We start from the raw sequence: 21,135 nt of genomic DNA on the forward strand, positions 1-21,135 counted from the left end.
CGGGAGGCTCCCCGTGGACTCCTACTCGCAGATCGTCTCCTCCGTGGCGGCCGAGCTGCTGCCCAAGGTCGCCAGTGTCCGCGCCGGGCGGGGGAGCGGCTCCGCCGTGGTGTTCACCCGCGACGGGTTCCTGCTGACGAACGCGCACGTGGTCGGCTCCGCCCGGTCCGGCACCGTGGCCTACGCCGACGGCAGTTCCGGCCCGTTCACCGTGATCGGCCGCGACCCGCTGTCCGACCTGGCCGTGATCCGCTCCGGGGTGCCCGCTCCCGAGCCCGCCGAGCTCGGTCAGGCCGACGAGCTCGTCGTCGGCCAGCTCGTGGTCGCCGTCGGCAACCCGCTCGGGCTCACCGGATCGGTGACGGCGGGCGTGGTGTCGGGGCTGGGCCGGTCGCTGCCCGCCCGCAGCGGCTCGGCCGTACGGCTCATCGAGGACGTGATCCAGACCGACGCGGCGCTCAACCCCGGCAACTCCGGCGGCGCGCTGGCCGACTCCCGGGCGCGGGTGGTCGGCGTGAACACCGCCGTGGCCGGCGTGGGCGTGGGGCTGGCCGTGCCGGTCAACGCCACCACGCGGGCCATCGTCGCCGCGCTCATCCGCGACGGGCGGGTGCGGCGGGCGTTCCTGGGGCTGGTCACCTCGCCGGCGCCGCTGCCCGAGGCGCTGCGGCGGCGCACCGGCCAGGACGGCGCGCTGCGCGTGGTGGAGGTGATCGCCGGCTCGCCCGCCGGCCGGGCCGGGCTGCGCGCCGGCGATCTGGTGCTCAGCGCGGGCCGCAACCCGGTGGGCGACGCGCAGAGCCTGCAGCGGCTGATGTTCGCCGACGCGATCGGGCGGCCGCTGCCGATCACCGTCTACCGCAACGGCGCGCTGGTCGACGTCATCGCCGAACCGGTGGAGCTGTCGGGGCCGGAAGCCTGACGCGGGTGCGCCGGGCCAGCAGGTCGTCCATCAGCTCCTCCCACTGGGCGCCGATGGCGGCGATGTCGTAGCGCTTGGCGGTCTCCAGGCCGCCGGCGGCCAGGTGGCGGCGGAGCGGCTCGTCCTCGATCACCCGCATGATGGCGGCCGCCAGGTTGTCTTCGGTGCGAGGCTTGACCAGCAGTCCGTCGACCCCGTCGGTGATCATCTCCTTGGGGCCGTGCGGGCTGTTGAACGAGACGATCGCGACCCCCTTGGCCATCGCCTCCAGGATCGTCAGCGAGAAGCCCTCGTGGCGGGAGCTCATCACGTGGATGGACGCCTTCTCCAGCTCGGCGCCGATGTCGGCGGTCTTGCCGGGCAGCTCCACCTTGCCCTCCAGGCCGGCCTCGGCGATCTGCTCGCGCAGGTTGTCCTCCTGCGGGCCGGCGCCGAAGATGCGCAGCGTCCAGTCGGGGTGCGCGGCCGCCACCTGTTCCCAGGCCTTGATCAGCCGGTGGAACCCCTTCAGCTTGGTCATCCTGCCCATCGCGACCGCCACCTTGGCGTCGCCCTTGGCGAGGTCGCCGTTCATCGGCGGGACCGCGTTCGGGATGCGCACCAGCTTCTTCGGCGGCTTGGGCAGCGCGGCCCGGTAGTCGCTCAGATCGGCCTTGGTGAGCGTGACGAGCGCGTCCAGGCGGCGGTAGCGCCACTTGATCAGCTCCTGCAGCCCTTGGTCCTTGACCTTGAGCGCCACGTGCTCCTGCCCGATCGTGATCACGCTGGGCTGAGCTAACTGGGCCACCGCCAGGTTGAGCCCCGGCCTGGTCGCCATGAGCACGCCCGTGCCGACCGAGCGGATGAACCGGGCCAGCTTCAGGTCCGTCCACAGGGTGAACCGGTGGTAGGCGGTCTCGTCCTGCGGGATCAGCCTGCTCGGCAGCTTCGACAGCATGGCCCGCACCGGGTCGGAGCCGGGCGTCAGCCGGTCGTCCAGATAGCGCACCCGCACCCGCGGGTCCAGCGGGAAGAACGGCTCCTCGTCCTCCCGCAGGATCGACACGATCTCCACGTCGTGCCGTTCGGCCAGCTGGCCGGCGAGGTTGAAGACGGTCCTGATGGTGCCGCCCATGCCGTTGGCGTGGAGCAGGAGGATCTTGATCTCCCGCGTCGACGGTGGGGGCGCCTTGCGCGCCCTGCGCCGGTTGTAACCCCTGTACACCCGGGCCGCCGCTGACTTGCCCTTACGCGCCCATGTCCGCACCTGGAACGTCCCCCCGCCGGTTGACAACGTGATGGATCGGCGAGGCCGGCGGTAGGAGTCGCCCCCCGTCGGCCCTTACCGAGTTCGAGTGGTTTGCGCCGTTCATCCCCGTGGCGCTATCCACTTCTATGATCTTTAGACGCCATATGGCGGGATAACGTTGCTTGCGAAGTCAACACTTTTCAGACGAATCTGACAGGGCAGCCGGGATGTGGACGGCCCGGCTGCCTCGCCAGTGCCCAGTCGTTACGCCTCTTCAGGCTTCGCGGCCTCCTTCTTCATCTCCTTGTCCTGCCGGTTCGCCTTGAGGGCCTGCTTCTTCGCCTTGCCGGACTTCGCGCTGGGTTTCTTCTTCATGTCAGACATGGTGTCCCCCCTGTACGGACAGTGCGCCTCATATAACGCACTAACCCCGTAATACCCCTACTCCACCAAAACGCGACATACCATCAATTTGGTACGAGTCCAGAACGCGAAAAGCTCAGGCCCCACCCATCCCGCTGCCCAGGGGTCACAGCAGGGTGAGCTGCTGGGGAGAAGGCGGTGGCGGCGGCGGGAGGCGGCGGGCCCTGGCCGGAGTGGCGCGGCCGATGCCGAAGCGGGTGGCGAGCTCCCTGATCTGGGTCGTGACGCGTTCCTGGTAGGCCTTGGGCGCGTAGGCGCCGCGACCGTACAGCTCCAGATAGCGCGGCACGAGGCGCGGGTGCTCGCGGGAGAGCCAGGCCAGCCACCACTGCCGGGCGCCGGGGCGCAGGTGCAGCACGATGGGGGTGAGATGGGTGGCGCCGGCGGCGGCGATCTCCCTGACCGTCCGCTCCAGCTGGGCGGGGGAGTCGGTGAGGTAGGGCAGCACCGGGGCCATCAGGACACCGCAGCCGATGCCGTGGGCGTTGAGCGTCGCGCACGCCTCCAGGCGGCGGCGCGGGTCGGGGGTGCCCGGCTCGACCGAGCGCCACACGTCGGGGTCGAGGAAGCCGACCGAGAAGCTCGCGCCCACGTCGGCGCGGTCGGCCGCCTCGGTGAGCAGGTCGAGGTCGCGCAGGATCAGCGTGCCCTTGGTGAGGACCGAGAATGGGTTGGCCGCGTCGCGCAGCGCCGCCAGGATGCCGCGCATCAGCTCGTAGCGGCCCTCGGCGCGCTGGTAGCAGTCGACGTTGGTGCCCATCGCGATGTGCTGCCCGCGCCAGCGCGGCGCGGCGAGCTCCTTGCGGACCAGCTCGGCGGCGTTGACCTTCACCACGATCTTCGAGTCGAAGTCGGCCCCCGCGTCGAGGTCGAGATACTCGTGGGTCTTGCGCGCGAAACAGTAGACGCACCGGTGGCCGCAACCGCGGTAAGGGTTGATCGTGTAGTCGAACGGCACCCGGCTGGCCGCCGGCACCCGGTTGATGATCGAACGCGCCTGGATCTCGTAGAAGGTCATGCCCCGGAAGCCGGGGGTGTCGAAGGTGCGGGCCACCGCGCCGCGGGCGAACAGCGGCGCGGCCGGATCGTCCGGCCCGGCGTCGGTCAGACGCAGGTTGTCCCAGCGCATGCCATGATTAGAACAGAGGTTCGACAGTGATCGCAAACCAAAAGAGATCGCAATTGGCAGGTCGGCCCACGGCTAATGATCTTCATAGTTGGGCAGGAACGCGGCACAGAGCTTGCGTTCCGGAGGTGCACCCATGGCCTGGTCGCAGGACGAAGAGCGGATGCTGGCCCAGATCGAGCAGCACCTCGTCGACGACGATCCGCGACTCGTCGCACGGCTGGAGTCGTTCAACGAGCGCGCGCGCCGCAGTGAGGAGAGGTCGGCGGGCGGGCACGCGCCCAGCCGCTCGACCGTCATCATCGTGATCAGCTGGTTCCTGATCGCCACGCTCGTCGCCACGCTCCTGATCCTCGTCCTGCGCGAGGGGGCCTCGGCCGCCCTCGCCCTGACCACCGCCTGACCCCATCCGCCCCGCGGGCCTCGCCCGAATGGGCCGGGGTCAGCGGGAGGACGGCAGGGCGCGCAGGAAGTCGGCGGCCACCGGCGCGGCGACCTTGCCGCCGCCGCCACCGCCCTCGACCACCACCGCGAACGCCACGTCGTCCCTGAACCCGATGAACCACGCGTGGGAGTCGAGCTCGGGCCCCGTGCCGTACTCGGCGGTCCCCGTCTTGCCGTGGGTGCCGGCGGGCAGGCCGGCGGCCTTGGCGGTGCCCTTGGTGACGACGGCCGCCATCATCGCGTGCAGGTCATCCGTCACCCCGTCGGGCAGCGGGCGGGGCTTGACCTTCTGCTCCGCCTCCGGCACCAGCGTGGGCGGCCGCCAGGTGCCGTCGGCGAGAGCCGCGGCCACGGACGCCATCGACAGCGGGCTGGCGGTGATGCGGCCCTGGCCGAAGGACTCGGCCGCCAGCTCGGCGTCGGACTCTGCCCTGGGGAAGCTGGGCTCGGTGGCGGGCAGGCCGATGGCCGGCGCTGTGTTGAAGCCGACCAGCTCGGCGGTCTTCAGCAGCTGGTCGGCGCCGAGCCGCTGCTTGGCCAGCGGCGCGAACGAGGTGTTGCACGAGTAGGCGAACGAGTCGGAGAACGACACCTTGCCGTACGCGGCCTCCTCGGAGTTGCGGATGCGCAGCCCGCCCACGGTCACGTACTTCGGGCAGGTCACGGTGTCGCCCGGCTTCAGCCCCGCGGCCAGCAGCCCGGCCGCGGTGACCGCCTTGAACGTCGAGCCCGGCGGGTAGCGGCCGTCGACAGCCCGGTTGAACCCGCCCCGGTTGTTGACCACGCCCAGGATCTCTCCCGTGCCGGGCCTGATCGCCACCAGCGAGGCGGGCTTGTCGAGGTCCTTGACCGCGGTGACGGCGGCGTCCTGCACCTGGGGGTCGAGCGAGGTGGTCAGGGACTCGCCGTCCTCGCCCTCGATCGTCTCCAGGGTGGTCTCGCCCGCCCTGATCTCGGTCGTCGGCGTGCCGGCGAGCCGCTTCTCGAACGTCTGCTGCAGCCCGCCCCGCCCGACCGCCTGCCCGGTCTTGTAGGCGGAGCCGAGCCGCCGCACGTCGTCCTTCGTGGCCTTGTCGAGGAAGCCGACGAGCTGCTGGACCGAGCCGCCGACCTCGCCGGTGTCGATGCGGTTGCCGTCAGCGTCGACGATCTTGGCCCGCTCGGGCCACTTCGCCTTGAGCGTGAACTCCGCCTCCGAGGTCAGCTTCGGATGCACCGTGGCGGGGGCCCAGTCGACCTTCCAGTGGCGGTCGGCCACCTTGAGCGCGAGCTCTCCCTCGTACGTCCAGTCGCCGAGGTTCTTCAGCCGGTGGGTGGCGGTGTAGGGGACGGTGGCGCGGTTGTCGCTCTCGCGCGGCTGCCCCAGCGTCACCTTGGTGGACTCGACGCCGAGGCCCTCGCGGAGCCGGCCGTAGAGGCCGAGCTCGCGCGGCACGGCCAGCTCGGCGCTCATCCGCGCCTGGTCGCCGGACTGCCACGCGGCGGCGAAGCGCTGCGCCGTCTCGGCGGGTGTGCCGCGGGTGTGCAGCACGTAGTAGGCGCCACCGGCGGCGGCCCCCACCGCCACCACGGTGGCGACGGACACGATCACGATGGTGCGCGTACGCGCCACTGTCAGCCCCCTGACCGTCGACAGGGGACCGAGCTTAGCGGGGCGGCATCACGACGTGCCATGGGACGGCTTGTGACCGGACGCGTACTCCGGGACGTACTCCTGCCCGGAAAGCCGCTGGATGGCGGCCATGACCTCGTCGGTCACGCGGCGCCGCTCCCGGGCGTCGCGATGGTCGCCGTCGAACCGCAGCGGCTCGCCGATCCGGATGCCGACGGTGGCCGGGCGGGGCACCCTGGCGCCGAACGGCATCACCTTGTCGGTGCCGCTGAGCGCCACGGGAAGCACGGGGGCGCCGGTCTTGAGCGCCAGCCAGGCGACGCCGACCTTGCCGCGGTAGAGGCGGCCGTCGGGGGAGCGGGTGCCCTCCGGGTGGATGCCGAACAGCTCGCCGCGCTCCAGCAGCCCGGCGGCGGCGTCGAGCATCTCCTGCGCGGCCCTGGCGCTCTCACGGTCGGTCGGCAGGCTGCCACCCAGCCGCATGAACCAGCTGGAGACGGGGTTGCCGGAGAAGTACTCGTTCTTCGCGGCGAACGTGACGTGCCGGGGGAGCAGCGCGGGCAGCAGGAACGAGTCGATCACCGACAGATGGTTGGCCGCCAGGATGGCCGGGCCGGTCCGCGGCACGTGCGCCGCGCCCGACAGGCGCGGCCTGCACATGGCGTGGGTGAGCGGCACCGCGGCGAACTTGACCACGTGATAAAGCAACTTGGCGCTCCAGGAGGCGATCGTGTCGGTCCGGCCACTCACCCTAAACGCGTCGTGCCCCGTCCGGGGACGGGGCACGAGGACGCGTTAAGGCCGATGTGGCGGTCGCCTCCTCGGCGAGATGCACAACACGGCTCCAGCCGAACGGTATTCCGTGAAGGCGGTAATTTGCGGCCCGGGGGACACAGACCACATCGGCCATTCGATGCTAACGGACATCCGGCTGGAGGTATTCCATCCGGGCCCAAGATTCGGTCACGTTCTGGTCCAGTGCGGTTGCGCCACGTCGAACACCCGCTGCTCACGGCCACGGAGCGCGACCTCCGCGAACTGCCACAAAATCGCCCCCGTCGGCGCGTGGATCACGATCGACGGCCCCAGCGGCAGCTGCAGCAGCTCGCCCCGCCAGCGCGGCACCCCGGGCGCCAGCAGCCACTCCAGCGGCACGTCGTGCACCGACGCCACCTCGCGCGGATCGGCGACCGGCCGCTGCGAGCCGCCGAAGGCCACCACCGGCGTGATGACGAACCCGGAGTCGGTCACGAAGTCGTCGAGCAGCCCCGCCACGGTCACGCCGCCGACCGAGGTCTCCTCCTCCAGCTCCCGCAGCGCCGCCTCGACGGGCGTCTCGCCGTCGTCCAGCCGCCCGCCGGGCAGCGCCCACTGCCCGGGGTTCCGGCCGTGCGGCGCCCGCCTGATCACGATCGTGTACGGGTCGCGCCGCTCGTCCTCCAGCACGCACACGGTCACGGCTGCCCGGCGGATCCCGTCGGCGGGCGGCACCTCCCGCCGGTCGAAGGCCCGCAGCCGGGCGGTGACCAGGTCCCGGAGCTCGTCGATGGGCGGCAGCATCCGCTCAGGATCTCACGCCGCCAGCAGGGCGCCCAGCGCGGTCCCCGCGGCCATGGCGGCGGCCGCGCCGACCGCCGCCCACCTGCCGAGCGCCTCGCCGCGGGCGTGACCGGCGATGCCCAGCAGGATCCCCGCCAGGCCGAACGCGATCGGCAGGTAGAGCAGGGCGACGGCGGCACAGGCGAACCCGGCGGCCGACAGCACCTCGGCCGCGGGACCGCGCAGCTCACCCGGGCGCGGCTCGTCGGGGTGCGGGTCTGGCGAGGTCATCGCGGCCTCTCTTGGAGGGGGAGGTCAGCCCATCACATACCCGCGCCGCCTCCGAGGTCCAGCTCCACCGGCAACGGCCCCGCGTGCACGATGTCCAGCCGGGACACCGCCCTGGTCAGCGCCACGTACAGGAGGTTCGGGCCGCGCTCGCCCGAGCGGGCGATGTCACCGGGCTCGCACACCACCGCGTGGTCGAACTCCAGCCCCTTCGCCAGCGAGGCGGGCAGGACGGCGAGCCGCTCGTCCGGCTCCAGCCCGGCCGCCCGCAGCGCCTCCTCCAGCGCCCCGGCGGCCGGATCGGCGGCGATCACCCCCACCGACCCCTCGAACCCCAGCGCCTCCCGCACCGCCGCCACCAGGCCGGCGGCCAGGTCGCCGGCGGCGCGCACGCGCAGTCTGCCGCCGGCGCGGTGCGCGCGGGTGACGGGCACGTCCGCCTTGAGCGTCCCCAGCAGCCGGTTGGCCACCTCGACCACCTCCGCGGGCACCCGGAAACCCGCCGTCAGCGCGACCACCCGCGCCTCCGGCTTGCCCAGCAGGGCCATGCGCTCCGGCCAGGAGGCCGCCGCCCACGGCGTGGTGCCCTGCGCCAGGTCGCCCAGGACCGTCAGCGAACCGTGCTCGCTACGCCGCGCCACCGCCCGGCACTGCATCGGGGACAGGTCCTGCGCCTCGTCCACGATCACGTGCCCGTAGCCGCGCGGCCGCTCGATCAGCCCCGCGAGCTCGTCCAGCAGCACCAGGTCGGCCGCGGACCATCGGGCGCCCCTGAACCCGCGCGGCGGCCGGGCCCACACGATCGCCTCGCGCTCGGCGCCGGTGAGCGACGGGGCGGGGGCCCGGCCGGACAGGACCTCGTACAGCACCTCCTCCGGCCGGACGGCCGGCCACACCGCGTCCAGGAACGGCGTGACCGCCCGGCCGACACCGCGCAGCCACGCCGCCGTCGCGGACCGCCCGCGCGCCTCGGCCTGCCTCCGCACGAGCTCGACGACCCGGGCGCGCACCCGCTCGCGCGCCGTCGCGTACGGGAGCCCGTCACGGCGGGTGCCGTCGACCACGCGGCGCAGCTCGTCCTCGCCCACCCGCCACCGGGCCGAGCCGTCGGGCACCGCCAGCGGCTCGACCGGCTTGCGGATCCGCCCGTACAGCGCCTCGCGCAGCACCCGCGCCATCCGCGCGTCGTGCTTGACCGCGGCCGCGTCCGGGGTGTCCTCGGCGCGCACGGGCACGGTGGCGAGCAGCTCGTCCAGGGTCGTCTGCTCGACGTCCACCTCGCCCAGCGCGGGCAGCACGGCCGAGACGTAGCCGAGGAACGCCCGGTTCGGCCCCAGCACCAGCACGCCGCCGCGGCGCAGCCGCTGCCGGTGCGCGTACAGCAGGTAGGCCGCCCGGTGCAGGCCGACCGCGGTCTTGCCGGTGCCGGGCGCGCCCTGCACGCAGATCGACTCCTCCAGGCCTGCCCGTACGAGGTCGTCCTGCTCGGGCTGGATGGTGGCGACGATGTCGCGCATCGGGCCGACCCGCGGGCGCTCGATCTCGGCGGCCAGGATGCGCCCGGCCCGCTCCTCCTCGCCCTGGCCGAGCCGTTCGTCCTCGTACCCGGTCAGGACGGTCCCGGCCCAGCCGAACCGGCGGCGCACCGCCACCCCCAGCGGGTCCCGGGCGCCCGCCCGGTAGAACGCCCGCGACACCGGCGCGCGCCAGTCGATCACCAGCGGGGGGCCGCCGCGCTCGCCGCCGACGTGCCGCCGGCCGATGTGGTACGTGCGGCCCGCGTGGTCCTCCGAGCCCGCGCCGAAGTCGAGCCTGCCGAAGAACGGCGGCCCGTCCGGCTCCTCGCCGAGCTCCTCGGCCAGGCTCTTGAGGTGGCGGCCCAGCCGTTCGGCGCTGTAGCGGTCGCCGGCCACGGTCTCGCCGACGATCACGTTCTCCCTGGCGGCGTCCAGCATCCCGCGCAGCCCCGCCCGGCACCGCTCGGCGTGGCGTCTCTCCTCGTCGAGCGCCGTCATCGCACCTCCTAAGCGTTAACTCGGTTAAGATATTGACCAGGTTAACGCTTTGCTAGGGTGTGCTCATGACGGGACTGCGCGAGCTCCAGCGGCGGCGGGTGCGGGAGACGATCTCCGCCGCGGCCATCCGGCTCTTCCTGGAGCGCGGCTTCGACGAGGTGCCGGTCACCGAGATTGCCGCCGCCGCCCAGGTGTCCAAGCCGACGCTGTTCAAGTACTTCCCGACGAAGGAGGACCTGGTCCTGCACCGGATCGCCGACCACCAGGGCGAGGGCGCCCGCGTGGTGCGCGGCCGGGTGCCCGGTGAGGGGCCGCTGGAGGCGCTGCGCCGCCACTTCCTCGACGGCCTCGCCCGCCGCGACCCGGTCACCGGGCTCAACGACGACCCGGAGGTCATGGGGTTCCACCGGATGGTGTTCACCACGCCCGGCCTGGCCGCCCGCCTGTCCCACCACACGGCCCAGGACGAGGCGGCGCTCGCCGAGGCGCTCGCGGAGACCGTCGACGAGCTGACCGCGTCGCTGGTGGCCGGCCAGGTCCTGACCGTCCACCGCATCCTCGCCCGCCGCAACTGGCAGGCCCTGTCTCTCGGCGTCCCCCTCGCCGAGCAGGAGCCGGAGGCCGTCCGCGCCGCACGGCACGCCTACACCCTGCTGCGCCTGTGACCCGGGCGCCGGTCAGCCGATCCACGTCTCGTGCAGACGCAGCCACACGGGCGCGCCGCCGTCCGCCCGGAGCACGGCGGACGACCGCCGGCCCCGCCCGCCCTGCCATTCCTCGTACGAGGCCACGACCAATGATCCTTCACCGGCCACCACACGGATGTCGCGGATCTCGATGACCAGCCCCGGTACGGTCCCGTACGCGGCCTCGACCTCGGCCAGCACTCGATCGCGCGCCAGCGCCCGGCCGTCCGGCGTCACCATCGTGAAGCCGGGTCCGTGCGCGCCGGCGAACCGGGCGAACTCGTCCCGCGCCGCCGTCCCCGCCAGCCACCGCTCGATGACCTGGTGATGGCGGACGATCTCGGCCGCGATCACAGGGCCGCCGCCCACGCCGCCGGGGTCATGAGCGTGACGCCGAGCGACGGCCCCGGCCCGAACAGATCCGCCGGGGCCGCGGAGGCGATCCACCGGTAGGTCGCGGCCACCTCCGCCGCCGTCGCCGCGCCGACCGCCCGCGCCAGGCCCGCCTCGAACACGGCCACGTCCTGCTCCTCGTACCGGAGCCCGAACGCCGCCGCCAGCTCCGGCCCGGTCACCGCGGCGGGGCCGCCCGCGTCCACCACGCTCCCCGCGAGCCCGTCCCCGGCGAGCGCCGCGACCGTGAGCGCGCCCAGGCCGGCATGCCCCAGCCAGGCGACGGGCAGATCAGCGGGCAGCGGGTAACGCAGCACCCCGTCCCCCGGGTGGTTCTCCGGCAGCGGAGAACCCAGCACCCCGTCCCCAGGGTGGTTCCCCGGCAGCCGAGAACCCAGCACTCCGGGCGCCAGCAGGTTCTCCAGGTAAAGCGCCGGGCGGAGCACCACGACCGGCAGCCCGGACTCCCGCAGCGCCCGCACCGCCGCCCGCCGCGTGTCGAACGCCGCCACCCCGGTCTCGCCGTCCGGCAGCCGGTTGCCGGTGTTGAACACCAGCCGCCGCACCCCGGCCGCCCGCGCCCCCTCGATCACGTTGCGCGTGAACGCCGCGACCGTCTCCGCCTCGAACACCAACGGCAGCACCACCGACGCGTGCGTCACGCCGGTGAACGCCGCCTTCACCCGCCCGGCGTCGCCCAGGTCGCCGCGGAACGGCGTCACCCCCTCCGGGACCTTCCCCGTACGCGTGAACCCGCGCACCTCGTACCCGCTCTCCGCCAGCCTGCGCGCGACCGCGCCGCCTTGGGCGCCCGCGGCGCCGAACACCAGGAATCTCATGCACGCAAGTCAACGGCAGACGCTGAGATACGCTCCATAAAGCATCATCTCCCGATATTTAAGGAACGTCCGTGGAAGACGACCTGCTGAGCGAGCTGCTCGCCCCGCTGCGCCTGCGCGGCGTCTTCCACAGCCGCTGGACCGCCCGCGCCCCGTGGGGCGTGGCGGGCGAGCGGGAGGACTGCGCGCTGCTGCACTACGTCCAGGAAGGCGCCTGCCTGGTCGAACTGCCGGAGCGGACGGTGCGCCTCGAAGCGGGCGACCTGGCCGTGTTCCCGCACGGCACCGCCCACACGCTCGCCGACGCCCCGGGCCGCGCGACGATCCCCCTGGCCCGGCTGCTCCCCGCGCGGGAACCCGGCGCCATCGGCACCGTCCGCATCGACGGGCCGGGGCCGGCCACCACCCTGCTCTGCGGCGGCCTGCACTACGACGCCTCCGCCGCCGCCCCGCTGTACCGGTCGCTGCCGCCGGTGCTCGTCCTGCCGTCGGCCGCGGTGGCCGGCCAGCCCCTGCTCGGCGACACGCTCACGCACCTGGCAGGGGAGTGCGACCAGGCGGAGCCGGGACTCGCGCTGGTGGCGCTGCGCGGCTTCGAGCTGGCGTACGTGCTGGCGCTGCGCGCCGCCCTGACCTCGCTCGGCGACGTACCGGTGCTGCCGGCCCTGCGCCACCCGGCGATCGCGCCCGCCCTGCTGGCCGTGCACACCCGGTTCGCCGAGCCGTGGACGCTCGCCGGGCTGGCGGCGGAGGCGGGGCTGTCCAGATCGGCGTTCGCGGCCACGTTCCGCGAGCTGATGGGGGAGCCGCCGATGCGGCACCTGACGGCCCGCCGCATGCAGGAGGCCGCGCGCCTCCTCGCCACCACGTCCCTTTCCCACGAGACCATCGCCCGGCGCGTGGGTTACGGGTCCGCGGTCGGCTTCCACCTGGCCTTCAAGCAGTGGTACGCGAGCACCCCCGGCGCGTTCAGGCGGGAGCGCGGCGTCAGCCGGCGGGGATGAGCTCGACCCGGATGATCCGATCGTCTCCCGGGCGCGGATCCGTCCCGCCCCAGGTCGCCCGGTCGGTGTTGGAGGTCACGATCCACAGCGCCCCGTCGGGGGCGACCTCGACCGTGCGGATGCGGCCGTACTCGCCCGCGTAGTGCCCGATCGGTTCGCCGGCGGCCTTGCCCCCGTCGACGGGCAGCTGCCACAGCCGCTGCCCGCCCAGCGCCCCCATCCAGAGGGAGCCGTGCGCATAGGCGACGCCCGACGGCGACGCCTCGTCGGGGTGGAGCGTGAAGATCGGCGGCTCGCCGGTGTCGCCCTCGACGCCCTCGGTCTCGGGCCACCCGTAGTCCAGCCCCGGCCGCAGCACGTTGACCTCGTCCCAGGTGCGGTGGCCGAGCTCGGAGGCGTAGGCCGTCCCGCCGGGGCCGAAGGCGATGCCCTGGACGTTGCGGTGCCCCGAGGAGTAGATCGCGGTCCCGGACGGGTTGTCGCCGGGGATCGAACCGTCGAGCCCGACGCGGAGGATCTTGCCGTTCAGCGACGCGTCGTCGGCGGCCTTCTCCGGGTCGAACGCGTCACCGGTGCCGATCCACAGGTGGCCGTCCGGGCCGATCCTCAGCCGGCCGCCGTGGTGGCGGTCCGCGGTGCCGATGCCGTCGAGGACGACGCGGTCCCGCCGCAGCGATCGGAAGTCCTCGCCGACCTCCAGCGCGACGACGCGGTTGGCCCGGACCCCGGAGACGTACACGAAGATCGTCCGGTCGTGCGCGAAACCGGGTGACACCGCCAGGCCGAGCAGGCCGCCCTCGGCACTGGCCGCCACGTCGGGCACCACACCTACCACGGCGGCGGAGCCGCCTGCGGCGGGGACGCGCAGGATCCGTCCCGTCAGCCGTTCGGAGACCAGGGCGGATGCGTCAGGGAGGAAGGCCAGGCCCCAGGGAGCGCTCAGGCCGGTGACGAGCTCGGTCCGCTCGCCCGGCCGCGCGACCGCCGGCTCCGACCGCGCCGGGGCCGGGGCGCACCCGGTCAGCCCGATCACGGTCGCGACGGCCGCCATGAGGGCCGGGATCTTCAGTTTCGCGTCCATGACTCCTCCGCGGCGTTGATATCAGCGATAGCATCGCACAGTTTCCGCCGATACGGAACAGTGCTAACAATTTATCGATATCGACGATTCGCAGAGGGAGTCAGGGAATGATGGAGTCGACGTAGCCGCCGTCCACCCGGACCGCCGCCCCCGTGGTGGCCGAGGCCAGGGGAGAGGCCAGATAGGCCACCAGGTTGGCGATCTCCTCGGGCTCGATCAGCCTCTGGAGCAGCGACAGCGGCCGGTGCTCGCGCATGAACGCGCGCTGCGCCTCCTCCCAGGGCAACGACCGGTCCACGAGCTGGTAGACGAACTCCTCGACGCCACCGGTGCGGGTCGGGCCGGCGATGACCGCGTTCACGGTGACGCCGCTGCCCGCGGCGTGCTTGGCGAAGCCGCGGGAGACCGCGAGCAGCGCGGTCTTGCTCGCGCCGTAGTGGATCATCTCCTCGGGGATCACGATCGCCGAGTCGCTGGCGATGTTGAGCACCCGGCCCCAGCCGCGCTCGGCCATCCCCGGCAGGTAATGGCGGATGAGCCGCACGCCGGCCAGGACGTTGACCTCCCAGTAGCGCCGCCACTCGGCGTCGGTGATCTCCAGGGCCGGCGTGGCGCCGAAGACACCGAGGTTGTTGACCAGGATGTCGACCGAGGGCACGACCCCGGTGACCGCCGCCGCGCCGTCCTCGGTCGCCAGGTCGCCCGGCGCGGCGAAGAACCGGCCGGCGCCCGCGTCCGCGGCCAGGGCCGCCACGGCGTCGCCGACGGCCTCGGCACGGCGGCCGTTGATCCCGACGCGGGCTCCGGCATCGGCGAGCCGGCGCGCGATCGCCGCCCCGATGCCCTGCGTGGAGCCGGTCACGAGCGCGGTCCTGCCGGTGAGGTCAAGCGTGATCATGCCGTTCACGCTATACCCGCGGGCCCCGGACGAGCCGGATCCCCGCAGGCCGGGAGGGTCCGCGCCCGGTCCGGCCGTCAGGCCAGCGGGCGCGGGGGCGGCAGGCGGAGGCGGTCGACCGCGTCGCGGCGGGTCTTCTCGGGACGGCGGTCGTAACGGGCCGTGGTCGCCGGCGACGAGTGGCCCACGAGCGCCTGCGCCGTGGCCAGGTCCACGCCCGCGTCCAGGAGCTCGCCGATGAACGTGCGCCGGAAGTCGTGCGCGGTCCGGGGGGAGGCGCCCGCCGAGGCGAGCCGCCGGGCCAGGATGTCGGCGACGCCCTGGCCGGTCAGCGGCACCGGGCGGCCGTCGCGGCACCGCAGCCGGCCCGCCTTGCTGATCGGGCTGAACAGCGCGCCCGCCACGCGTCCCCGTACCGCCAGCCAGCGCTCCACCAGCCCGAGCGCGTCCGGCGTGAGGTAGACGAGGCGCTCCTTGTCGCGCTTGCCGCGCACCCGCAGCGACCGCGCGCCCGGGTCGTAGTCGGCGAGCGCCAGCCCGCAGACCTCGGCCCGGCGGCAGCCCGTCGAGTAGAGCACCGCGATCAGCGCCGCGTCGCGCTTCCCAGCCGCCGAGTCGTCGCAGGCCGACAGCGCCGCGCCCACCACCTCCGGCGGCACGTGCTGCCCCACCGGCAGCCGGGTCTGCCGCACCGGCGCCAGGTCGGCGGCCCGCGCGTAGTCCTCCGCGCCGGTCTGCCCGAGCCGCCACGCCTCCTTCAGCACCCGCCGCAGCGCGACCAGGTGCTTGTTGACGTACGCGGCCGACCAGCCCCGCTCGACCAGCATCGTGCGGATGCGCACCGTGTGCTCGTAGCGCAGCAGGTGCCACGGCTGGCCCGCCCCGGTCGCGTTCTCGTCGCCGGTGAGCAGCCGGGCCAGCCGGTCGAGGCAGCCGCGCATCGTCCGGCGCGACTCGGAGCTGGTCAGCGAGTCGAGATAGACGTGGTACGGGTCGCGGGCGGGCTCGACGTTCGGCGCCGCCACCTCGGGCACGGCGGGCAGGCTCACCCGCCCGATCTTAGTGGCGGCGCCGTCCGTTCACAGGAGCGCGTCGAGCAGGCGGTCCACGTCCGACCGGTCGTTGTAGTGCACCAGGCCCGCCCGCACCGCGCTGCCCGCGTCGCGGATGCCCAGGACGGCCGTCAGCTCCCAGGCGTAGTTGTGGCCGTTCCACACGTTCACCCGGCGCGCCGCCAGGTGCTCGGCCACCTCGCGCGGCGTCTTGCCCGCGACCGTGAAGTAGGCGGTGGCGGTGCGCCGGGCCGGCTTGCCGTACACCGTGACGTGCGGCATCGACTCCAGGCCCGCCAGCAGGTGACCGAACAGCTCCAGCTCGTGCTCCTCCGCCGCGGCCATCGAGGCCAGCAGCCGCTCGCGCCGCGTCCCCGTGCCCGGCACCATCGCCGCCAGGTGGTCCACGGCCGCGGTCACCCCGGCCAGGTCGGCGAAGGCGGCCGTGCCCCACTCGAACCGTTCGGGCACCTCGTCGGACGAGGACGCCAGCTTGTCCGGCCGGACCGTCTCCAGCAGCGCCGGGTCGGCGATCACCGCGCCGATGTGCGGCCCCGACCACTTGTAGGCGCTCGTGGCGTAGAAGTCGGCGCCCAGCGCCTTCATGTCCACCGGCCCGTGCGCGGTCGCGTGCACCCCGTCCACGTACGTGAGCGCGCCCGCCTCGTGCGCCAGCGCGCAGATCGCGGCCACGTCGGGGCGGGTGCCGAGCACGTTGCTCGCCGCCGTCACCGCCACCAGCCGGGTGCGCGGCCCGATCAGGTCCGCGTACTGCTCCACCGGCAGCTCCCCGGTGACCGGGTCCACCTCCGCCCACCGCACCGTCGCCCCGGTGTGCACCCACGGCCGCACGTTGGCGTCGTGGTCGAGCCGCGACAGCACCACCTCGTCGCCCGGCCCCCACTCCTTGGCCAGCGCTCCGGCCAGCCGGTACGTGAGCGTCGTCATGTTCGGCCCCAGGACGACCCCGTCAGGGTGGCCGCCCACCAGGTCGGCCACCGCCGCCCGGCAGCCCGCCACGATCGCGTCCGACCGGTGGCTTGCCGGGAACGCGCCGCCCACGTTGCCGATGCCCTGACGGTAGGCGCCGGCGATGGCGTCGATGACCGGCTGCGGCACCTGCGTGCCCGCCGCGCCGTCGAGGTAGGCGTACCCGTCGGCCAGCGCCGGATAGGCCGCGCGCACTGATGCGAGAGGAAAAGTCATGATGCCATCATGCTCTCGCGCGAAGCCGTCAACCGAGCCACCCACGGGATCCCGGCTTGCCCGCGGCGGGACATAGATGGTTGGGTCAGGGCAGAGGTGAACCCATGCCACAGCTTTCCGCCCTGGACGCGCAGTTTCTCCACTTCGAGACCGCGACCAACGTGGCCAACATCGCCGGACTGGCCATCCTGGACGGCGAGCTCAACCGTGCCGACCTGCAGGACCTGCTGCAGGCGCGGCTCCCGTACGTGCCCGCGCTGCGCCGCAAGCTGGCCCCGGTGCCGCTCGGCCTGGACCACCCGTACTGGGAGCAGGAGGACGATCTCGACCTCGACTACCACGTACGCGAGATCGGCCTGCCGCCGGGCGGCGACGACCGGCAGCTCGCCGAGCAGGTGTCGAGGCTGCACGCGCGCGCTCTGGACCGGTCGCGGCCGTTGTGGGAGATCTACCTGATCCACGGGCTGGCCGGCGGCCGCACCAGCCTCTACACGAAGATCCACCACGCGGCCGTCGACGGCGTCGGCGGCGCGGACGTGCTGGCCGCGCTGCTCGACCTGGCGCCCACACCCGCGCCGCCGCCCCCGCACGCGCCCGAGCGGGACGAGCCGCCGCCCGGGGCCGCCGAGATGCTGCTGCGCGGCCTGGCCAGGATGGCGCTGAACCCGGCGCACGCGGTGCGGTTCATCGCGCAGGCGGTGCCGCACATGGACGAGATCCCGGTCCTGTCCTCCCTCCCCGGCAGCCACACGCTGTCCGGGCTGGCCCGCAAGGCCGCCGGGGTGGGACAGGTGCCCGACCTGCCGGCGGCGCCGGCGCCCTGGACGCCGTTCAGCGGTCCCGTCTCCCAGCATCGGCGCTTCGCGTTCGTGTCGCTGCCGCTGGCCGAGATCAAGGCGGTGCGCAAGCGGTTCGAGGTGACGGTCAACGACGTGGTCATGGCCGTGTGCGCGGGCGCGCTGCGCCGCTGGATGGCCGCGCACGGCGGGGCGCCCGACCGGCCGCTGGTGGCCGGGGTGCCGTTCTCGCTCCGCGAGCTCGGCGACGAGCAGGCGGGCAACCAGGTCACGCTCGTGCCCGCCCCGCTGGCCGCGCACGTGGACGACCCGGTGGAGCGGCTGCGTGACGTGCGCGACGTGATGTGCCGGATCAAGGACCGGTTCGGGCTGGCGCCCGCGCGGTGGCTGCGCGAGTTCAGCGAGTCGATGCCGGCCGCCCTCATGGGGCTGGCCTCCCGGTCGGCGTTCGGGCTGCTCGGCCAGACGGCGCCGCCGATCAACGTGATGGTCTCGAACGTGCCGGGCCCGCAGTTCCCGCTGTACGTGAGCGGCGCGCGGCTGCTCTCCTTCTACCCGGTCTCGGTGATCACCGACATGAGCGGCGGGGTCAACATCACCGCCTTCTCCTACGACGGGTCGGTCGACTTCGGCGTGGTCACCGACCGGGTGATGGTGCCGGACGCGTGGGAGCTCACCGGTTACCTGCGCGACTCCCTCGACGAGCTGCTCGACGCGGAGGCGTCCTTCAAGCGATGAGGCGCACCCGGCGGCCCGGTCAGGGCCGCCGGGCGGGTCAGCCCAGGTAGTCGCGCAGGGCCATGGCCCGCGACGGGTGACGCAGCTTGGACATGGTCTTGGCCTCGATCTGGCGGATGCGCTCGCGCGTCACCCCGTAGACGCGGCCGATCTCGTCGAGCGTCATCGGGCTGCCGTTGACCAGCCCGTACCGCATCGAGATCACGCCCGCCTCGCGCTCCGACAGCTCGTCCAGCAGCGCGCGCAGCTGGTGTTGCAGCAGCGTGAAGGAGACCGCGTCGGCGGGGGAGACCGCCTCGGTGTCCTCGATCAGGTCGCCGAACTGGCTGTCGCCGTCGTCGCCCAGCGGCGTGTCGAGGGAGATCGGCTCGCGGCCGTAGCTCTGCACCTCGACCACCCGGCCCGGGGTCAGCTCCGTCTCCTCGGCGATCTCCTCGGGGGTGGGCTCACGGCCGAGTTCGCTCTGCAGCCGGCGCTGCGCCCGCGCCACCTTGTTGATCAGCTCCACCATGTGGACCGGGATGCGGATCGTGCGCGCCTGGTCGGCCATGGCGCGGGTGATCGCCTGCTTGATCCACCAGGTGGCGTAGGTGGAGAACTTGTAGCCGAGCCGGTAGTCGAACTTCTCGATCGTCCGGATCAGACCGAGGTTGCCCTCCTGGATGAGGTCGAGGAAGAGCATGCCGCGGCCCGTGTAGCGCTTGGCGATCGACACCACGAGCCTCAGGTTGGCCTCCAGCATGCGCCGCTTGGCGAGCTCGCCGTCGTCGGCGATCCACGTCAGGTCGGCGCGGAGCTCGTCGTCGAGGTCGGGCTCGGTGTCGAGCCGCTCCCTGGCGAACAGGCCGGCCTCGATCCGCTTGGCCAGCTCGATCTCCTGCTCGGCGTTGAGCAGGGGCACCCGCCCGATCTCCTTCAGATACGTCTTGACGGAGTCGGCGCCCACGGTCGCGACAGCATCGGCTGCGCTGTCGTCCAGTTCGATAACCTCTGCGGTCTGGGTCACGACACTCTCCTCGCTCGGCGGTGGACGGTTGGGCGGCGGTCGCGGGGTGCGGGCATCGGCTCCCTGGCTGATGAAGACGGAAATCTCCACTCCAAGCTACCCAACGCCCTGGAATGGTTGTGACTGCCATCACCCGGGCGGAAAGGACACCCAGGCGGCGGTCGCGTCGTCGTGGAGCTTGCCGTGCGGCACGCCTCTGGCCCGCTCCTGCTCGCGAGTCTCGGCCAGCAGCTTCTCCGGCTCGGCGGCGCCGGCCACCAGGCTCTCCCAGGCTCGCCCGTACCAGTCGGCCAGTCTCGTCGCGCCGTCGGTGAACAGCGCCGCCCCGCGCAGCTCGGTCACCGGCACCGCGCCCGCCAGCGCCTGCCCGGCGGCCTCCGGGCAGGCGCCCGCCACCCAGAAGCCGCCCGGGCGGTTGCGCAGCGAGGTCACCAGCTCCAGCGAGTACGGGCGCCCGCCCGGCAGGTGGTCGAGCCGGTCGTCGCGGACGACCGTCACCGAGCCGTCGAGCCGCCACAGCGCCACCGCCGAGTCGCACAGCACGAGGTACTCCAGCCGGTCGCCGCGACGCCGGGCGAGCGCCGCCGTGGCCGACGGCGAATGGGGGTTGCCCAGGTCGCAGGAGCCGCCGTGGGCCTCCATGGTGGCGGTGATCGCCGCCGCCAGCACCTCCGGCAGCGGTCCGCCGTCCTCGATGCCCGCCGCGAGCGCGCCGGCGAGGGTGCGCACCAGCCACGGCACCCCGTGGCGGCACCCGGGCTCCACCCCCGGCGCCGGCGTCGCGCCGTCGAGCACCACCACCCACGACGGGCCTGCCAGCACGTAGTCCTCGTTCGCCCGGCCAGGGGCGGCGGCGCTCGCGTAACTGACGCGCAGCATCGAACTCCTCATGGATGACCATCAGATCGGCGGGTACCGGCCAGGAAAAGCCATGCGGAGATCAAGATTTCCGTGTCGCCGGATCACAAACTCCCGACGCTGTTTTACATTCCCAGCACCAGGCCCACGTCCACACACCCGTTCGGTGGTGACCCTTGTGACACGCACCCGTTCGAGCCTCGTCCACCAGGCAGGTTACGCGCTCAAGAATCCGCGGAAGATCATGCCGCACCTGCGGAGACTGAGCCGTGACACCTGGCTGCGGCTGCGCACCCGCGACCACGTCTCCTACTACCGCGCCGTCATGAAGGACGACGCCGCGCGCAGCCCCGAGGGCGCCGTCGGGTCCCACTCCCACCGGCGCTGGCTGGCGATGGGCCAGATGCAGTTCGACTACCTGGTCGAGCACGGGCTCAAACCGGAGTGCCGGATGCTGGAGATCGGCTGCGGCAACCTGCGCGCCGGCAGGTTGTTCGTCGACTACCTGGACACCGGCAACTACTACGGCCTCGACATCTCGCCCGACATCCTCATGGCCGCCCAGGACACCCTGGTCGCGCACGGGCTGCGCGACAAGCTGCCCCACCTCACCCCGGTCCGCAACCTGCGCTTCGCCTTCCTGCCCGACGAGCACTTCGACGTCGTGCACGCCCACAGCGTCTTCTCCCACTCGCCGATCGAGGTGATCGACGAGTGCTTCGCGCACGTCGGGCGGGTCATGAAGCCGCACGCCTGGTTCGACTTCACCTTCGACCGCACCGAGGGCAAGGAGCACCACGTGCTGCGGGAGGACTTCTACTACCGCACCGAGACGCTCGTCGCGCTGGCCGCCCGCCACGGGCTCGACGCCGTCTTCATGGAGGACTGGGAGCAGCTCCCGCACAAGCAGTCGAAGATCCGCGTCACCCGGCGGTCCTGAAATATCGGAATGCGTCGGGGACCGGCGGGTCCCTAGAGTG

The 21,135-nt window shown here is 73.1% G+C and carries 20 protein-coding genes and 1 pseudogene; 6 read left to right on the forward strand and 15 right to left on the reverse strand.

Going from position 1 to position 21,135, the window contains the following annotated elements; translation table 11 throughout:
- The first annotated feature begins 13 nt into the window (after positions 1 to 13).
- A complete protein-coding gene (locus ACZ6YG_RS12855) occupies positions 14 to 922 on the forward strand; it encodes a S1C family serine protease (protein WP_219544429.1) in 909 nt (302 codons plus the stop codon).
- On the opposite strand, the gene ACZ6YG_RS12860 is transcribed toward ACZ6YG_RS12855, so the two are convergent.
- On the reverse strand, positions 882 to 2,168 hold the full coding sequence (locus ACZ6YG_RS12860) for a glycosyltransferase family 4 protein (protein ID WP_148031929.1): 1,287 nt from the start codon (positions 2,166 to 2,168) through the stop codon (positions 882 to 884). The two genes, ACZ6YG_RS12855 and ACZ6YG_RS12860, sit on opposite strands and share 41 nt — an antisense overlap.
- A 511-nt stretch (positions 2,169 to 2,679) precedes the next feature.
- The gene (locus ACZ6YG_RS12865) at positions 2,680 to 3,702 is read right to left on the reverse strand and encodes an Rv2578c family radical SAM protein (RefSeq protein ID WP_466018061.1); all 1,023 of its coding nucleotides are present in this window, start codon (positions 3,700 to 3,702) and stop codon (positions 2,680 to 2,682) included.
- Positions 3,703 to 3,835: 133 nt separating this feature from the next.
- Between ACZ6YG_RS12865 and ACZ6YG_RS12870 the strand changes: the two genes are divergently transcribed.
- Positions 3,836 to 4,102, forward strand: coding sequence for a DUF3040 domain-containing protein (locus ACZ6YG_RS12870; RefSeq protein ID WP_466018062.1), 267 nt, complete (start codon positions 3,836 to 3,838; stop codon positions 4,100 to 4,102).
- Between the two features lie 39 nt (positions 4,103 to 4,141).
- Here the strand turns inward: ACZ6YG_RS12870 and ACZ6YG_RS12875 are convergent, their stop codons facing one another.
- The 5 genes from ACZ6YG_RS12875 to ACZ6YG_RS12895 all read right to left on the reverse strand — a co-directional run bounded on the left by ACZ6YG_RS12875 (position 4,142) and on the right by ACZ6YG_RS12895 (position 9,597).
- Positions 4,142 to 5,728: a penicillin-binding transpeptidase domain-containing protein gene (locus ACZ6YG_RS12875; protein WP_466018063.1), complete on the reverse strand. Its 1,587-nt coding sequence runs from the start codon at positions 5,726 to 5,728 to the stop codon at positions 4,142 to 4,144.
- A gap of 75 nt (positions 5,729 to 5,803) precedes the next feature.
- Positions 5,804 to 6,415, reverse strand: a complete 612-nt coding sequence (locus tag ACZ6YG_RS12880; protein WP_466018168.1) for a lysophospholipid acyltransferase family protein — start codon at positions 6,413 to 6,415, stop codon at positions 5,804 to 5,806.
- Between the two features lie 303 nt (positions 6,416 to 6,718).
- Positions 6,719 to 7,315 (reverse strand): NUDIX hydrolase, encoded by a 597-nt coding sequence (locus ACZ6YG_RS12885; protein WP_466018064.1) that lies wholly within the window; start codon positions 7,313 to 7,315, stop codon positions 6,719 to 6,721.
- A gap of 12 nt (positions 7,316 to 7,327) precedes the next feature.
- Positions 7,328 to 7,585 (reverse strand): hypothetical protein, encoded by a 258-nt coding sequence (locus ACZ6YG_RS12890; protein WP_148031924.1) that lies wholly within the window; start codon positions 7,583 to 7,585, stop codon positions 7,328 to 7,330.
- Positions 7,586 to 7,617: 32 nt separating this feature from the next.
- Positions 7,618 to 9,597 (reverse strand): HelD family protein, encoded by a 1,980-nt coding sequence (locus ACZ6YG_RS12895; protein WP_466018065.1) that lies wholly within the window; start codon positions 9,595 to 9,597, stop codon positions 7,618 to 7,620.
- A 65-nt stretch (positions 9,598 to 9,662) separates the two neighbouring features.
- Between ACZ6YG_RS12895 and ACZ6YG_RS12900 the strand changes: the two genes are divergently transcribed.
- Positions 9,663 to 10,262 (forward strand): TetR/AcrR family transcriptional regulator, encoded by a 600-nt coding sequence (locus tag ACZ6YG_RS12900; RefSeq protein WP_466018066.1) that lies wholly within the window; start codon positions 9,663 to 9,665, stop codon positions 10,260 to 10,262.
- A gap of 12 nt (positions 10,263 to 10,274) precedes the next feature.
- Here the strand turns inward: ACZ6YG_RS12900 and ACZ6YG_RS12905 are convergent, their stop codons facing one another.
- Both ACZ6YG_RS12905 and ACZ6YG_RS12910 read right to left on the reverse strand, forming a co-directional pair.
- Positions 10,275 to 10,652, reverse strand: coding sequence for a DUF4440 domain-containing protein (locus tag ACZ6YG_RS12905; protein ID WP_466018067.1), 378 nt, complete (start codon positions 10,650 to 10,652; stop codon positions 10,275 to 10,277).
- Positions 10,634 to 11,515 carry an SDR family oxidoreductase gene (locus ACZ6YG_RS12910; protein WP_466018068.1) on the reverse strand — a complete coding sequence of 294 codons (882 nt, stop codon included), beginning with the start codon at positions 11,513 to 11,515 and terminating at the stop codon, positions 10,634 to 10,636. The genes ACZ6YG_RS12905 and ACZ6YG_RS12910 overlap by 19 nt, the downstream gene beginning before the upstream one ends.
- Positions 11,516 to 11,586: 71 nt before the next feature.
- Between ACZ6YG_RS12910 and ACZ6YG_RS12915 the strand changes: the two genes are divergently transcribed.
- Complete coding sequence (locus tag ACZ6YG_RS12915; RefSeq protein ID WP_148031919.1) at positions 11,587 to 12,519, forward strand: AraC family transcriptional regulator; 933 nt, start codon at positions 11,587 to 11,589, stop codon at positions 12,517 to 12,519.
- On the opposite strand, the gene ACZ6YG_RS12920 is transcribed toward ACZ6YG_RS12915, so the two are convergent.
- The 4 genes from ACZ6YG_RS12920 to ACZ6YG_RS12935 all read right to left on the reverse strand — a co-directional run bounded on the left by ACZ6YG_RS12920 (position 12,503) and on the right by ACZ6YG_RS12935 (position 16,756).
- Positions 12,503 to 13,600, reverse strand: coding sequence for a PQQ-dependent sugar dehydrogenase (locus tag ACZ6YG_RS12920; RefSeq protein ID WP_466018069.1), 1,098 nt, complete (start codon positions 13,598 to 13,600; stop codon positions 12,503 to 12,505). The genes ACZ6YG_RS12915 and ACZ6YG_RS12920 overlap by 17 nt on opposite strands.
- Positions 13,601 to 13,700: 100 nt before the next feature.
- Positions 13,701 to 14,495: an SDR family NAD(P)-dependent oxidoreductase gene (locus ACZ6YG_RS12925; protein WP_466018169.1), complete on the reverse strand. Its 795-nt coding sequence runs from the start codon at positions 14,493 to 14,495 to the stop codon at positions 13,701 to 13,703.
- 80 nt (positions 14,496 to 14,575) lie between these two features.
- Positions 14,576 to 15,547, reverse strand: a complete 972-nt coding sequence (locus ACZ6YG_RS12930) for a tyrosine-type recombinase/integrase (RefSeq protein ID WP_466018070.1) — start codon at positions 15,545 to 15,547, stop codon at positions 14,576 to 14,578.
- Positions 15,548 to 15,577: 30 nt separating this feature from the next.
- Positions 15,578 to 16,756, reverse strand: a complete 1,179-nt coding sequence (locus ACZ6YG_RS12935; RefSeq protein WP_466018071.1) for a cysteine desulfurase-like protein — start codon at positions 16,754 to 16,756, stop codon at positions 15,578 to 15,580.
- A gap of 104 nt (positions 16,757 to 16,860) precedes the next feature.
- On the opposite strand from ACZ6YG_RS12935, the gene ACZ6YG_RS12940 reads away from it, so the two are divergent.
- The gene (locus ACZ6YG_RS12940) at positions 16,861 to 18,291 is read left to right on the forward strand and encodes a WS/DGAT/MGAT family O-acyltransferase (RefSeq protein ID WP_148031915.1); all 1,431 of its coding nucleotides are present in this window, start codon (positions 16,861 to 16,863) and stop codon (positions 18,289 to 18,291) included.
- 37 nt (positions 18,292 to 18,328) lie between these two features.
- Here ACZ6YG_RS12940 and ACZ6YG_RS12945 read toward each other — a convergent pair.
- Together ACZ6YG_RS12945 and ACZ6YG_RS12950 are read right to left on the reverse strand one after the other, a co-directional pair.
- Positions 18,329 to 19,330 (reverse strand): annotated as a pseudogene (locus tag ACZ6YG_RS12945) (RNA polymerase sigma factor); the annotation flags it as partial.
- 96 nt (positions 19,331 to 19,426) lie between these two features.
- Positions 19,427 to 20,176 (reverse strand): protein phosphatase 2C domain-containing protein, encoded by a 750-nt coding sequence (locus ACZ6YG_RS12950; protein WP_466018072.1) that lies wholly within the window; start codon positions 20,174 to 20,176, stop codon positions 19,427 to 19,429.
- Between the two features lie 157 nt (positions 20,177 to 20,333).
- Here ACZ6YG_RS12950 and ACZ6YG_RS12955 point away from each other — a divergent pair, with 157 nt between their 5' ends.
- On the forward strand, positions 20,334 to 21,095 hold the full coding sequence (locus tag ACZ6YG_RS12955; protein ID WP_466018073.1) for a class I SAM-dependent DNA methyltransferase: 762 nt from the start codon (positions 20,334 to 20,336) through the stop codon (positions 21,093 to 21,095).
- The last annotated feature ends 40 nt before the right edge of the window (positions 21,096 to 21,135 follow it).

Source organism: Nonomuraea sp. NPDC054003 (assembly GCF_055585125.1).

Coding starts and splice junctions, on each gene's coding strand:
- ACZ6YG_RS12935 (WP_466018071.1), bottom strand. CDS start 16,756: ATGACTTTTCCTCTCGCATCAGTGCGCGCGGCCTATCCGGCGCTGGCC.
- ACZ6YG_RS12895 (WP_466018065.1), bottom strand. CDS start 9,597: ATGACGGCGCTCGACGAGGAGAGACGCCACGCCGAGCGGTGCCGGGCG.
- ACZ6YG_RS12865 (WP_466018061.1), bottom strand. CDS start 3,702: ATGCGCTGGGACAACCTGCGTCTGACCGACGCCGGGCCGGACGATCCG.
- ACZ6YG_RS12900 (WP_466018066.1), top strand. CDS start 9,663: ATGACGGGACTGCGCGAGCTCCAGCGGCGGCGGGTGCGGGAGACGATC.
- ACZ6YG_RS12870 (WP_466018062.1), top strand. CDS start 3,836: ATGGCCTGGTCGCAGGACGAAGAGCGGATGCTGGCCCAGATCGAGCAG.
- ACZ6YG_RS12950 (WP_466018072.1), bottom strand. CDS start 20,176: ATGCTGCGCGTCAGTTACGCGAGCGCCGCCGCCCCTGGCCGGGCGAAC.
- ACZ6YG_RS12910 (WP_466018068.1), bottom strand. CDS start 11,515: ATGAGATTCCTGGTGTTCGGCGCCGCGGGCGCCCAAGGCGGCGCGGTC.
- ACZ6YG_RS12890 (WP_148031924.1), bottom strand. CDS start 7,585: ATGACCTCGCCAGACCCGCACCCCGACGAGCCGCGCCCGGGTGAGCTG.
- ACZ6YG_RS12920 (WP_466018069.1), bottom strand. CDS start 13,600: ATGGACGCGAAACTGAAGATCCCGGCCCTCATGGCGGCCGTCGCGACC.
- ACZ6YG_RS12880 (WP_466018168.1), bottom strand. CDS start 6,415: ATGTGCAGGCCGCGCCTGTCGGGCGCGGCGCACGTGCCGCGGACCGGC.
- ACZ6YG_RS12885 (WP_466018064.1), bottom strand. CDS start 7,315: ATGCTGCCGCCCATCGACGAGCTCCGGGACCTGGTCACCGCCCGGCTG.
- ACZ6YG_RS12940 (WP_148031915.1), top strand. CDS start 16,861: ATGCCACAGCTTTCCGCCCTGGACGCGCAGTTTCTCCACTTCGAGACC.